This is a genomic window from Streptosporangium sp. NPDC003464, from assembly GCF_053588315.1.
This window is the reverse complement of record NZ_JBSFPS010000029.1, coordinates 38,859-52,140: the sequence shown is the minus strand read 5'-3', so window position 1 is coordinate 52,140 and position 13,282 is coordinate 38,859. Positions and strand designations below refer to the sequence as shown.

12 protein-coding genes are annotated in these 13,282 nt (G+C 73.2%); 7 read left to right on the top strand and 5 right to left on the bottom strand.

Translation table 11 applies throughout. The annotated features are described in order from the left end of the window. Nucleotides 1–379 precede the first annotated feature (379 nt). Together ACWDS7_RS09615 and ACWDS7_RS09610 are read right to left on the bottom strand one after the other, a co-directional pair. Nucleotides 380–1,525, bottom strand: a complete 1,146-nt coding sequence (locus tag ACWDS7_RS09615; protein ID WP_451928886.1) for a hypothetical protein — start codon at nt 1,523–1,525, stop codon at nt 380–382. Next, complete coding sequence (locus ACWDS7_RS09610; RefSeq protein WP_451928885.1) at nt 1,525–2,013, bottom strand: SigE family RNA polymerase sigma factor; 489 nt, start codon at nt 2,011–2,013, stop codon at nt 1,525–1,527. The genes ACWDS7_RS09615 and ACWDS7_RS09610 overlap by 1 nt, the downstream gene beginning before the upstream one ends. Nucleotides 2,014–2,222: 209 nt before the next feature. Here ACWDS7_RS09610 and ACWDS7_RS09605 point away from each other — a divergent pair, with 209 nt between their 5' ends. Further along, the gene (locus ACWDS7_RS09605; RefSeq protein WP_306860084.1) at nt 2,223–3,053 is read left to right on the top strand and encodes an undecaprenyl-diphosphate phosphatase; all 831 of its coding nucleotides are present in this window, start codon (nt 2,223–2,225) and stop codon (nt 3,051–3,053) included. A 115-nt stretch (nt 3,054–3,168) separates the two neighbouring features. Next, complete coding sequence (locus ACWDS7_RS09600; protein ID WP_451928884.1) at nt 3,169–5,778, top strand: ATP-dependent RNA helicase; 2,610 nt, start codon at nt 3,169–3,171, stop codon at nt 5,776–5,778. A 67-nt stretch (nt 5,779–5,845) separates the two neighbouring features. Here ACWDS7_RS09600 and ACWDS7_RS09595 read toward each other — a convergent pair whose 3' ends face one another. Then, nucleotides 5,846–6,550 (bottom strand): hypothetical protein, encoded by a 705-nt coding sequence (locus ACWDS7_RS09595; RefSeq protein ID WP_451928883.1) that lies wholly within the window; start codon nt 6,548–6,550, stop codon nt 5,846–5,848. Between the two features lie 535 nt (nt 6,551–7,085). On the opposite strand from ACWDS7_RS09595, the gene ACWDS7_RS09590 reads away from it, so the two are divergent. From ACWDS7_RS09590 to ACWDS7_RS09570, 5 genes are all read left to right on the top strand, one after another. Further along, nucleotides 7,086–7,463 (top strand): RNHCP domain-containing protein, encoded by a 378-nt coding sequence (locus ACWDS7_RS09590; protein WP_306860090.1) that lies wholly within the window; start codon nt 7,086–7,088, stop codon nt 7,461–7,463. 30 nt (nt 7,464–7,493) lie between these two features. Further along, on the top strand, nt 7,494–7,904 hold the full coding sequence (locus ACWDS7_RS09585) for an RNHCP domain-containing protein (protein WP_306860092.1): 411 nt from the start codon (nt 7,494–7,496) through the stop codon (nt 7,902–7,904). 316 nt (nt 7,905–8,220) lie between these two features. Beyond that, on the top strand, nt 8,221–9,072 hold the full coding sequence (locus ACWDS7_RS09580; protein ID WP_451928882.1) for an SPFH domain-containing protein: 852 nt from the start codon (nt 8,221–8,223) through the stop codon (nt 9,070–9,072). A gap of 2 nt (nt 9,073–9,074) precedes the next feature. Continuing rightward, on the top strand, nt 9,075–9,302 hold the full coding sequence (locus ACWDS7_RS09575) for a hypothetical protein (protein WP_451928881.1): 228 nt from the start codon (nt 9,075–9,077) through the stop codon (nt 9,300–9,302). Nucleotides 9,303–9,349: 47 nt separating this feature from the next. After that, a complete protein-coding gene (locus tag ACWDS7_RS09570) occupies nt 9,350–10,756 on the top strand; it encodes an amidase (RefSeq protein WP_451928880.1) in 1,407 nt (468 codons plus the stop codon). Between the two features lie 36 nt (nt 10,757–10,792). Here ACWDS7_RS09570 and ACWDS7_RS09565 read toward each other — a convergent pair whose 3' ends face one another. Both ACWDS7_RS09565 and ACWDS7_RS09560 read right to left on the bottom strand, forming a co-directional pair. Then, entirely contained in the window at nt 10,793–11,674 is an 882-nt protein-coding gene (locus ACWDS7_RS09565; RefSeq protein ID WP_451928879.1) for an aldehyde dehydrogenase family protein, read from the bottom strand. Between the two features lie 182 nt (nt 11,675–11,856). Beyond that, complete coding sequence (locus tag ACWDS7_RS09560; protein ID WP_306860104.1) at nt 11,857–13,281, bottom strand: aldehyde dehydrogenase family protein; 1,425 nt, start codon at nt 13,279–13,281, stop codon at nt 11,857–11,859. Nucleotide 13,282: the final 1 nt, after the last annotated feature.

Below are 13,282 nucleotides of genomic sequence, written 5' to 3'. Positions count from 1 at the left end.
AACGGCGCCTGGGCCACCGCCGAGGCCGACATCTCCGCCTTCGCCGGACAGAGCGTCCGCATCCTCATCGAAGCCGCCGACGCCTCCACCGCCTCGCTCGTCGAGGCCGGAATCGACGACGTCAAGATCACCCGATAGCGGGAACACGGCCCCGCCTCAGTAAGGCGGGGCCGTACCCCACCCCGGCCGGGGACCCGGTGGGGCGCCTCCGCACCGGGAGCACCGCATGGCCGGCTCACCCCCGGCCGATCGGGGCGGGAGCTCGCATGATCACGGTCCTGCGCCCGCGGGGAGTCAGTCGGTCCTGGGGTCAGACTCCAGCGGGAGACGCTCATCTACGTCATCGCTGTCAGTCCTCGTAGGAGCTCGTAGGAGACTGTCAGTCCTCGTAGGAGAAGGTGACCGTCCCGTCGGAGGACCAGGACCTCCTCACCTTCGACGGAGGGTCGTCCCACTGCTGGACGGCGACCTCCCAGTTCCCCGGCGCGGGCGTGAGCCCACCGAGGATCTCGCGGGCCTTGTCCGCGCCCTTCTCCAGATCCGACAGGAAGTCCGTCCCGGCCGGCACCTGGTCGCGTGGCGCCACCGCGACCGTGACACCGTCAGTGGCCTGGAAGTCCCACCTCGCCGGCTTCGGCCCGCAGGGCTGGGCCACGGCCATCACCTTGTCGCCGACGACGCCCGGCCAGATGAACGCGTACAGGTCCTCGCCCTCGCACCGGACATACACCGAGCCCTGGCCGCTCACCGCCGCCTTCACCCTGAACCTCTTGCCGGTCTCCTTGAAGGAGCGGCTCTCAACCGTGTGGCTGTTGGGCAGGCCGGCCAGGTTCCGCTCTCCCCTCGTCGCCGGCAGCGTGCCGTTGTGCAGGCAGATGTCCGGCGAGCACGACCGGCTGGAGACGCCGCCGTCGTGGATCGCGATCTCCCAGATGCCCGGTCCCGGCTCGGCCAGCGCGAGCACCCGTTCGAAGTCCGCGCCGGAGAGCTCCGACTCCGCCGTGACGTCCGCCGGGACCCGCGAGCTCGGGATGGTGAACACCTCGACCTCGGCGGTGACCCCCTCCCGGGCTCCGTCGAGCCTGCCGAGCACCGACCACTCACGCCCCTGCTCGCTCCCGCACATGCCGTGGTCGACCTGGTCGCCGAGGCGCACGAAGGTCTGGACCGGGCCTGCGCAGTTCACGCGGTAGGAGCTCGTCCCGCTCCTCGGGGTGAAGGAGATCTTCTCCGTCTTCCCCACGTTCGCGAAGCGGACGCCCGCCAGCCGTACTCCCTCCCCCCGCCGCTCGTCCTCCCGGACCGAGGTCGCGATGTCGGGCCCCTGCCCGCCGGGGACCAGCACCGGGGTCAGGACCGCCACGACCGCCAGCGCCGCGGCCAGTGCCCCGGCGGCCGCCCACCTGCGCCGCCGCCGGATCCCCCGGCCCTTCGTGACGATCTCCTCAAGCCGGGCGGCGCCCCCGCGACCGCCCTCGCTGTGCGCCGCGAGCAGTTCCCTCAGGTCGTCCTCGGTGTGGGTCATCACTTGGCTCCCGTCATCGTCTGAATCCCCTGATCGACCCGGAGCCGGGTGAGAGCCCTGCCGAGCTGGCTCTTCACCGCCCCGATGGAGCACCCCAGCACGCCGGCCACCTGGGCGAGGGTCATCTCCTCGAAGTAGTGCAGGACGACCACCGCCCGCTGGCGGCCCGACAGCGCGCCGATCGCCGTCCACAAGGCGTCGCGGTCGCCGACGTCGCTCGTGAAGTCGCCGGCCACCGCCCGGTCCGGCAGGGCCTCGGTGGGGATCTCCCCCCGCCAGCGCCGGCGCCACCAGGAGGCGTGCGTGTTGGCGATGATCCGGTAGACGTACGGATCGGGATCGCCGTCGATCCGCCGCCAGGCGACCCATGCCTTGGCCAGCGCCGTCTGCACCAGGTCCTCGGCGATCGCCCAATCCCTGGTGAGGAGGTACGCCGTTCTTCGCAGCCGTTCGTGACGCTGCGCGACGTACTCCGCGAACTCAGTCATCCCTGCCTCCGCCTCGGTGTTCCGAGGATGACTACCGCCGGGACGGGGGGTTCGGTTGACAAGGAATCAGGAAACTCCGTCGATCTCCATCTCCCGGCGGAGCCGTACCGTCTCGGCCGGGTCCCAGCCGAATGACCGGGTCACACGAGGTCCCGCGCTCCGCTAGCCTCGCGTAAGTTACGCACGCGCTGGGACGGAAGGTACCCAAGTTGATCGGCTGGTTCGAAGCGGTGGTCCTCGGACTCATTCAGGGATTGACGGAGTTTCTGCCGATCTCCTCCAGTGCCCACATCAGAGTCGTGTCGGCGTTCTTCGGCTGGGACGACCCCGGCGCGGCGTTCACCGCGGTGATCCAGCTCGGCACCGAGGCCGCGGTGGTGATCTACTTCCGCAAGGAGATCTGGGAGATCATCTCCACCTGGACCCGGGCCCTGTGGACGCCCGTCCTCCGCAAGCACTACGCCGCCCGGATGGGCTGGTACGTCATCGTCGGCACCCTGCCGATCGTCGTCCTCGGCCTGGCCTTCGAGGACGCCATCGACACCGCCTTCCGCGACCTGCGCCTGATCGGCACGACGCTGATCGTCTTCGGTCTGATCCTCTGGTTCGCCGACCGCACCGCCCGCAACAAGCTCACCCTGGACCGGCACCTCAGCTTCACGCACGCCCTGATCTACGGCGCCGCCCAGTCGCTCGCCCTGATCCCGGGCGTCTCCCGCTCCGGCGGCACGATCAGCGCCGGCCTGCTGCTCGACTACCGCCGCGAGGAGGCCGCCAAATACTCCTTCCTGCTGGCCATCCCGGCCGTGCTGGGCGCGGGCGTGCTGCAGCTGTTCAAGATCGGCGACGACGGCGCCCCCCAGTGGGGCCCGACGATCCTGGCCACTGTGATCTCGTTCATCGTCGGCTACGCGGCGGTGGCGTGGTTCCTGAAATACATCAGCACCCACCGTTTCACCGGGTTCGTGATCTACCGGATCATCCTCGGCATCGTCATCATCGCCCTGGTGAGCTTCGACGTCCTGAACCCCCTGGCCTGAGCCCCGGCACCACCGGGCCCGCACCACGCGGGCCCGGACCCCGGCACCACCGGGCCGCACCACGCGGGCCCGCCCCCGTGCCACGTCCGGCGCCGGGTTCGGGGAGACTGGCCGGGTGCGTTCCGACTGGTCCGGCCTCCCCGTCCGCCACGTCCTGCCCGAGCTGCTCGCCGCCCTGGACGAGCACGGTGCCGCCGTGCTCACCGCGCCTCCCGGCACGGGCAAGACCACGCTCGTCCCGCTCGCGCTGGCCGGACTCCTCGACGGCTCGGCCCCGAAACGGGTGATCGTGGCCGAGCCCCGCCGGATGGCGGTGCGGGCGGCGGCCCGGCGGATGGCGTGGCTGCTGGAGTCGGAGGTGGGCGCACAGGTCGGGTTCACCGTACGCGGCGAGCGCAGGGCGGGCGCGGAGACGGTCGTCGAGGTCGTCACCACCGGGGTCCTCCTCCAGCGGCTCCAGCGCGACGCCGAGCTCGACGGCGTGGACGTGGTGCTGCTGGACGAATGCCACGAACGCCACCTGGACGCCGACACCGCCCTGGCCTTCCTCCTCGACGTCCGCGCCACGCTCCGTCCCGACCTGCGGCTCATCGCCACCTCCGCCACCGCCGACGCCGCGCCCTGGGCCCGGCTGCTCGGCTCCGGCGCGGCCGGCGACCGCCCGGCGACCGTCGCGCCCGGGTCTGACCCGCCGCGGGCCGCGCCGATCGTGCACGCCTCCGGATCCATGCACCCGGTCACACCCGTCTGGGCGCCTCCCACCCGGCCGGTGACGCCCCCGCGCGGCCTGCGGGTGGACCCCGCGTTCCTGTCCCACGTCGCCGACGTCGTACGGCGCGCGCTGGGTGAGCACGGCGGGGACGTGCTGTGCTTCCTGCCCGGGGTCGGCGAGATCGGCAGGGTGGCCGCGATGCTCGGCGGCGTGGAGGTGCTGCAGGTCCACGGCCAGGCCCCGGCGCACGTGCAGGACGCCGTGCTCTCGCCCGGCGGGGAGCGGAGGGTCGTGCTCGCCACCTCGGTCGCCGAGTCGAGCCTGACCGTCCCCGGGGTCCGGATCGTGGTCGACTCCGGCCTCGCCCGCGAACCCCGCACCGACCACGCCCGGGGCCTCGGCTCGCTCACCACCGTCCGCGCGTCCAGGGCCGCCGCCGCCCAGCGCGCCGGCCGGGCCGGGCGCGAGGCCCCCGGGGTCGTGTACCGGTGCTGGTCGCAGGCCGAGCACGACCGGCTCCCCGAGCACGCCCAGCCCGAGATCGCCCTCGCCGACCTGACCGGCTTCGCCCTCCAGGCCGCCTGCTGGGGCGACCCCACGGCCGCCGGACTGGCCCTGCTCGACCCGCCGCCGCCCGCCGCGATGGAGGCGGCGCGGCGGACCCTGCACGCTCTGGGCGCCCTCGACGGCCGGGTCACCGACCGGGGGCGGCGGATGGCCGGCGCCGGGGTCCACCCCCGCCTGGCCCGGGCGCTGATCGACGCCGGCCCCCGGGCCGCCGAGGTGGTGGCGCTGCTGTCCGAGCAGCTCCCCAGGGAGTCGGGCGACGACCTGGTCGCGCTCTGGCGTGCCGCCCGGCGCGGCGGCGACGGCTTCTCCGCCCGCTGGCGCCAGGAGGTGAGACGCCTGTCCCGGGCCGTCCCCCCGCGGGAGCGGCCCGGCCGGGACCCGGGGCCGGAGCGGGCCTCCATCCCGGCGGGGCGGCGGTCGGCGCCGGAGCGGGACGGCGGTCCCGCGGCGGGGCCCGGTGGCGGCGCGGCGGCCGGGGCCGGTGACGACGCCGTGGCCGGGCTGGTGGTGGCGCTGGCCTATCCGGAGCGGGTCGCGCGGCGGCGGGGCGGGTCCTATCTGATGGTCTCCGGGACGGCCGCCGAGCTGCCCCAGGGGTCACGGCTCGGCGCGGCGGAGTGGCTGGCGATCGCGGTCGCGGACCGGCCCGCCGGAGCCGCCTCCGCCCGGATCAGGCAGGCCGTCGTCATCGACGAGGAGATCGCCAGGCTCGCCACCGCGCCCCTCCACCGCTCCGGTGAAGAGGTGGTGTGGCGGGTCCCGCCGGGAGAGCGGCGCGGCGACGTCTCGGCGCGCCGGGTGGAGCGCCTCGGCGCCGTCGAGCTGTCCGCGGACCGGCTCCGCGACGCCGACGTCAGACCCGCCGTCCTGGACGGCCTGCGCACCGAGGGCCTGGCGATCCTGCGCTGGACCCCCGAGGCCGTGGCCCTGCGCGAGCGCCTGGCCTTCTGCCACCGGACGCTCGGCGAGCCGTGGCGCGCGGTGGACGACGACGCCCTGATCGACGGCACCGACCTGTGGCTGGAGCCCGAGCTGTCCCGCGTCCGGCGCCGGGCGGACCTCGAACGCCTCGACGTGGCCTCCGCCCTGCACCGTCTGGTCCCGTGGAGCGCCCGCCTGGCGGATGTGGCGCCCGAGCGGATCGAGGTGCCCAGCGGATCGCGGATCAAGGTCGACTACTCGGGTGAGCGGCCGGTGCTGGCCGCCAAGCTGCAGGAGCTGTTCGGCTGGGACGAGGCTCCGCGCGTCGCCGGGGTCCCCCTGGTCGTCCACCTGCTCTCCCCCGCGGGCCGCCCGGCGGCAGTCACCGCCGACCTGGCCTCCTTCTGGCGCGAGGGCTACCGTGCGGTCCGCGCCGAGCTGCGCGGCCGCTACCCCAGGCACCCCTGGCCTGAGGATCCCCTGTCGGCGGTCGCGACCCGCCGCGCCAACCCCCGCCGCTGAGCCCCGTCACTGAGCCCCGCCGCCGGCCCTCGCCGCTGAGCCCCGCCGCCCGCCGGGCCCGGGGGCCTCAGAGGCTCAGGCGGTCCCTGGTCGGGACGATGTCCTCGAACCGGGAGACCGGCAGGTCCATCGAGTAGATCGCACCGCCGACGGCCGCGGCGAGGGCTCGGGCCGCCCGGTAGACGGTCTCCATGTCGGACCGGTGCGGGTCGTCGACGTCGAGCTCCAGGTCGACCGAGTGGTCCGGCTCGGCCACCGGCCAGTCCGGGGGCGGCCAGTCGTAGGTGACGCGGATGGGGTCGCCCTGCTTGCCGTCGATCTGGCAGAGGCCGAGCTCGTGGTCGTGGCGGACGGTGCGCTCGCCGAGAGACGGGCGCAGCAGCTCGGCCACCCGCTCGCAGCCGAGCGGGGGGCGGTCGCCGATGCGCACCTCGACGTCCACATGGCCGTCGTGCTCCTGCGGCGGGTGCAGCGCACCGCCGAGACGGCTGGCGAGCCCGTTGAGCAGGAGGCAGGCCACGGACCGCAGCCCGTCCCGGGCGATGATCGCCCCGCGCCGGTCGGCGGGGACGCCCGCGAGGACGGCCTGTCGCTCCGTGATCTCGACGCGGCGCACCTTGGTGCCCTTGGCGACGTACCAGTCACCCGACGTCGTGAGGCCGGGATCGTACTGGCGGAGCAGGCTCTCCAGCCTGTCCGGGTCGGCCGGGTGGTGGGTGAGCAGGGCGGGGTGACGGCGCAACTGGCGGGCCGTGCGATCGAGGAACCACATGCTCCGAGTCTGCTGGGCCGTGCTTGGGACTCACTTGCGGGCAGGCGGGGGCGTGACTTGCGGGCCCCAAGCGGAGCGGCGGACATCACAAACGGAGCGGCCCGGCACCCTACGCGGAGCAGCCCCGTACCCTACGCGGAGCGGCCGGACACCCCCACGCGGAGCGGCCCCGCGCTCCCACGCAGAGCGGCCCGGCGCCTCCGTCCGGGCCCGCCGGGGCGGCCGCGGCGGAGCCGGAAAAACCGTTGGCGTCCTGGTGCGCGCCGCTGTTACGGTCTCCGTGACCTCGTCGGTGACTCCCGGGCTCCCGAGCCCTAGAAAGCAGTTGATTTATGTCCCGGCCCGCGCCGAGCGCGCCTCGCCGTACCGCGAAGACCTCCTGCCGCTGATCTTCTCCGGCACCGGACGGACTCCCGGTGCGCCGGCCTGACCGCGTCCGCCTGATCCGCGACGCCCGCCGGCCAGAACTCTTCCGAGGATCGCTCGGCCCTCTCCTGCCGCAACTGTAAAAGTCTTCTGGCAAGGAGTATCCCGGGTGCCTACCGACAAGCCCGATCTCGCCCCCAGTTCCTTTCTGAGGGTCGACACCTTCACCTGCGTCCGGTGCGGCCTGACCGTCACCAAGCTCGCTCCGGACGGCAGCCGCCGCAACCACTGCCCGAGCTGCCTGCACTCCCGGCATGTCCTCGACCGCGTCGAGGGCGGGCCGTCCGACTGCGGGTCACGGATGACCCCGATCTCCATCGCGGTGCTGCGCAACGGGGACTGGATGGTGATCCACCGCTGTGTCCGGTGCGACCAGCTCACCTCGAATCCGATCTGCGGGGACGACAATCAGCTCATCCTCATGCGCATGGCCGTACGTCCGCTGGCGCAGCCGCCGTTCCCGCTCGAAGCCTTCGGCGACCTGTGACACGGCCTGAGACACCGGACGGAAACGATCATGCCACGACGGAAGCCTGAGCGGAGGCGTCCTCAGCGGCGCAAGGACGTGCTGCACGGGCAGGGCGGCGCACCGGGCGACGCGTTCCGGTGCGTCGGCTGCCGGCTCGACGTGCCCCTCGTCGCCCCGGGCACCGCCCACCGCAACCACTGTCCGCACTGCCTGACCAGCCTCCACCTCGACCGGCGGACGCCGGGAGACCGGAGCGCGGACTGCCGCGGGCGCATGGCGCCGCTGAGCCTGTCGGTGAGACAGGACGGGGAGTGGATGGTCATCCACCAGTGCCTGGCCTGCGGCGAGCTCAGCGCCAACCGCATCGCCGGGGACGACAACGTGCTCGTCCTGCTGCGGATGGCCCTGCGGCCACTGTCCGACGCCCGCATCCCGATGCGGGCGCTGCTCGCCCTCTGAGACGCCTCACGTCCTGAGACGTCACGGGAGGCGCGCCGCCTCGCGCCCCGGGGGTGCCCTCCGGGACGCGAGGCGGCTCTCCCCGCAGCCCGGCCCTCACGAGGGCCGGGACCCGGAAGGGGGTCAGGTCATATGCCGCGCGCTCCGAGCGCCTCGCGGGGGCGCGACGGTCCCCCTGGCCCCGCGCCCCCTGCGCCGGCGAATCTCCGCGTGTGTCCGCGAATCTCCGCGCGCGTCCGCGGATCGTACGGCTTGCGTGCGTCCGCCTTCCGTGGGATATCTTAGTGATATCACTCCGATAGCAAAGGTGGACTTCATGGAACGACGTGCTTTCCGGATGAACGGATTCGCCGTTCTGGTCGGGCTCGTGGTCCTCGCGGTCGTCCTGGCCGCGGCCTCGCTGGTGGGCGGCACGCCCCTGCTGGCCGCCGCCGCGATCCTGTGGGGGATCGTCGCGGCCGTCGTGTCCAGCGGCTTCGTGGTGGTCAACCCGAACGAGGCGAAGGTCGTGCAGTTTCTGGGCCGCTACGTCGGGTCGGTGAGCGACGCCGGCTTCCTGTGGGTGCTACCGTTCACCACCAAGCGGCGGATCACACTCCGGGTGCGCAACTTCGAGACGGCCAAGCTCAAGGTGAACGACGCCGACGGCAACCCCGTGGAGATCGCGGCTGTCGTCGTCTACAAGGTGATCGACACCGCCACGGCCGCCTTCTCCGTCGACGACTACGAGGAGTACGTGGCGATCCAGTCCGAGGCGGCCGTCCGGCACCTGGCCACCAGCCACCCCTACGACGCCCACGAGGAGGGCCGCACCAGCCTGCGCGACGGCGCCGAGGTGGCCGCCGAGCTCACCGCCGAGCTGAGCGACCGCACCCACCTGGCCGGGGTGGAGGTGCTGGAGGCCCGGATCACCCACCTCGCCTACGCCCCGGAGATCGCCCAGGCGATGCTGGTCCGCCAGCAGGCCACCCAGGTCGTCGCGGCGCGCACCCAGATCGTCGCGGGCGCGGTGGGCATGGTCCAGCTCGCGCTGACGAGGCTGGCCGAGGAGGGCGTCGTGGAGCTCGACGAGGAGCGTAAGGCCCAGATGGTGTCCAACCTCCTGGTGGTCCTGTGCGGCGACCGGGCGACCCAGCCGGTGGTCAACGCCGGCAGTCTGTATGCCTGAGCATGCCCGAGCGTAAAAAAGTCCTGCTCAGACTCGATCCGGCCGTCTACGAGGCGATCGCCAAGTGGGCGGCCGACGACCTGCGGAGTGTCAACGCCCAGCTCGAATACGCGCTGCGCCTGGCCCTCAAGGCGGCGGGCCGCGAGCTCAGGCGGGCCGAGCCGGGGCAGGCTCAGCAGGGCGCCGCGGAGCGGGATAACAACGACGAGCCGGACAAGTCATCTGATTGAGATGTGAGAAGCTTCCGCTCACGCACTCGCCGGACCACACTCAGTTCATGTCGTGGGTGGGGAAGTCCGCAGTGGAGATGGCGGAGGCCGTGCGACGGGGAGAGGCGACCGCCCCGGCGATCGTCGAGGAGCACCTGCGGATGATCGCCAAGTATGACGGGCGCATCGGGGCCTTCCGCAAGGTCCGCGCCGAGCGGGCGCTCGCCGAGGCGCGGACCGTGCAGGAGCGGGAGGATCTGGCCGGGCTGCCGCTCGCCGGGGTCCCGGTCGCCGTCAAGGACAACATCGCGGTCCGGGGCGAGGCGACGCGGAACGGCTCGGCGGCGACGTCGAACGCCGCCGCGACCGAGGACCACCCGGTGGTGGCCAGGCTCAGGGCGGCCGGGGCGGTGGTCGTGGGCATCACCAACGTGCCGGAGCTGTGCCTGGTGGGGTTCTCCGACAGCGTGTACGGCGTGACGCGCAACCCGTGGGACCTGAAGCGCACGCCGGGCGGGTCGTCGAGCGGGAGCGCGGCCGCCGTGGCCGCGGGGATGGTCCCGCTGGCCCACGGCAACGACGGTCTCGGTTCGCTGCGCATCCCGGCCGCCTGCTGCGGGCTCGTCTCGATCAAGCCGGGCCGGGAGGTGGTCCCGCCGCCCGGGCACGGCTGGGACGGGCTGTCGGAGAACGGCCCGCTGGCCACGACCGTGACCGACCTCGCCCTGGCGCTGGCGGTGATGGCGGGCGACATGTCCCTGGCCACGCCCGGGGAGAGCGAGTCCCTCGAAATCGGCAGCGCCATCGACGACTACCCGGGTGGGCTCACCCCTTCGGAGCCGATGAAGCTGCGGATCGCGGTGGCCCCGGCCCCGCTGCCCCCGGGGTTCACGATGGACGCCGAGTTCCAGGCGGCGGCCGTCGAGGCGGCCGACACGCTCGGCGCCGCCGGGCACACCGTGGTGGAGCACGGCGCCCGGATGCCGGGCTGGTTGGGCTCGGCCACGATCGCCACCTGGCTGGCGTGCGCCGCGGCGGATGCCGAGGGGCTCGACCCGCGCAGGCTGGAGCGCCGCACCAGGTCACTGGCCAGGGCGGGCCGGCTGCTCGCGAGGCTCGGGATGGACGGCTCGGCGGGCCGTGACCGCTGGCGCGCCCACGGGGCCGACCAGTGGTTCGGCAACGCCGACGTGCTCGTCACCCCGACGCTCGCCACCGTCCCCCCGGCCGCCGAGCGCTGGGGCCGCCGCGGGCTGCTGGCCAACATGCGCACCAACCTGACCTACGCCCCGGCCACCGGGGCCTGGAACATGGCCGGCTGGCCCGCCATGACCGTCCCGTACGGCTGGCACTCCACCGGCATGCCCATCGGGGTCCAGCTCGTCGCCGCTCCGGGCGGCGAGGCGCAGCTCCTGGCCCTGGCCATCCAGTTGGAGAGCGCCCACCCCTGGCTCCGCCACGCCCCGCTCGACTGACCGCCGGGGCGGGTCCCGCCCCGGCGGCGTGACGGGTCAGACGCCGGTGGGGTGCCAGACGGTCTTGGTCTCCAGGAAGGCCGTCAGGCGCCTGGTGCCGGGGTCGGCCGACCAGTCGGGCGTGGCGGGACGCAGGACGCGCTTGAGGTTCTCCGCCGCCGCCTCCTCGCACGCGACCGCCAGCTCCGGGTCGGCGACCCCGGTGAGGTCGATGGCGTTGACGTCCATGTGCGCGGCCAGCCAGGGGGCGATCTCCTTGACCGACCCGGTGAGGATGTTGACCACGCCGCCGGGCAGGTCGGAGGTGGCGAGCACCTCGGCCAGGGTGATGGCGGGCAGCGGGGCCCGCTCACCGGCGATCACGACGCAGGTGTTGCCCGTGACGATCACCGGGGCGATCACCGAGACGAGCCCGAGCAGGGGCTCGTCCGGGGCGACCACCGCGACCACGCCGGTCGGCTCCGGCGAGGAGACGTTGAAGTACGGTCCGGCGACCGGGTTGGTGGACCCGGCCACCGCGGCGATCTTGTCGGCCCAGCCGGCGTACCAGACCAGTCGGTCGACGGCCGCGTCCACGACGGCCCCGGCCTTCGCCGTCCCCGCCTCGGCCAGCTCGGCGACGAACTGCGCCCGGCGGCTCTCCAGCATCTCGGCGACGCGGTAGAGGATCTGCCCCCGGTTGTACGGCGTCGCGCCGGACCAGCCGCCGAACGCCTTGCGGGCGGCGGAGACCGCGTCACGGGCGTCCTTGCGGGAGGCCTTGGACGCGTTGGCCAGGAAGGCGCCCTTGGAGGAGGTCACCACGTAGGACCTTCCGCTCTCCGAACGCGGGAACGCCCCGCCGATGTACAGCTTGTATGTCTTGCGCACGGCCAGCCGTACGGGCTCGCGGCCACTCGACCGCTCCGCCTTACTCATCTCCCCGCCCTCTCCATGTGCTCTCCTGCTGTGCCAGCCGGGCCGGTACGAAGATCTGGCCGCAGCGGCTCACCCCGCACCGGTGGGCGAACCAGCCCCGCAGCGTCGGACGGCCGGCGCGGGCGAAGCCGTGGCCACGGGTGCTCTGGGCGCGGCGATCGCGGCGCCTGGCCCTGTGATGGTCACACATCGAGATACGCCTCCAGCCCGTGACGTCCGCCCTCTCTGCCGTATCCGGACTCCTTGTAGCCGCCGAACGGGGAGGTCGGGTCGAACCGGTTGAAGGTGTTGGCCCAGACGACGCCCGCGCGGAGCCGGTCCGCCATCCACAGGATGCGCGAGCCCTTCTCGGTCCACACGCCCGCCGACAGGCCGAACGGGGTGTTGTTCGCCTTCTCGACGGCCTCGGCCGGGGTGCGGAAGGTCAGCACGGACAGGACCGGGCCGAAGACCTCCTCCCGGGCGATCCGGTGCGACTGGGCGACGCCGGTGAAGATCGTCGGCGGGAACCAGAAGCCCTTGTCCGGCAGCGGGCAGACCGGCGACCAGCGCTCGGCGCCCTCCGCCTCGCCGAGGTCCGACAGCTCGCGGATCTTGGCGAGCTGGGCGGCGGAGTTGATCGCGCCGATGTCGGTGTTCTTGTCCAGCGGGTCGCCCAGGCGGAGCGTGCCGAGCCGCCGCTTCAGCGCGTCGAGCAGCTCCTGCGCGATCGACTCCTGGACCAGCAGGCGGGAGCCCGCGCAGCAGACGTGCCCCTGGTTGAAGAAGATCCCGTTGACGATGCCCTCGACGGCCTGGTCGAGCGCGGCGTCGTCGAACACGATGTTGGCGGCCTTGCCACCGAGCTCCAGGGTGACCTTCTTGCCCGACCCCGCGACGGAGCGGGCGATCAGGCGGCCGACCTCGGTGGAGCCGGTGAAGGCGACCTTGTTCACGTCCGGGTGGTTCACCAGGGCCGCGCCGGTCTCGCCCGCGCCGGTCACGATGTTGACCACGCCGGGCGGGAGGTCGGCCTGCCGGCAGATCTCGGCGAACAGCAGCGCGGTCAGCGGGGTGGTCTCGGCCGGCTTGAGGACGACCGTGTTGCCGGCGGCCAGCGCGGGAGCGATCTTCCACGCGAGCATGAGCAGCGGGAAGTTCCACGGGATTACCTGACCGGCGACGCCGAGCGGCCGCGGGTCGGCGCCGTAGCCGGCGTAGGCGAGCTTGTCGGCCCAGCCCGCGTAGTAGAAGAAGTGCGCCGCGACCAGCGGCAGGTCGACGTCGCGGGACTCGCGGATCGGCTTGCCGTTGTCCAGGGTCTCCAGCACGGCCAGCTCGCGCGAACGCTCCTGGATGATGCGGGCGATCCGGAACAGGTATTTCGCCCGCTCGGAGCCGGGCATCGCCGACCAGGTGCCGAACGCCTCGCGGGCGGCCCGGACGGCCCGGTCCACGTCCTGCTCGGAGGCGACGGCCACCTCGGCCAGGACCTCCTCGGACGCGGGGTTGATCGTTTTGAGGGACGTGCCCGTCCCGTCGGCGAACTCGCCGCCGATGAACAGGCCGTAGGACGGCTTGATGTCGACGACGTCGCGGGATTCGGGGGCCGGTGCGTATTCGAACATC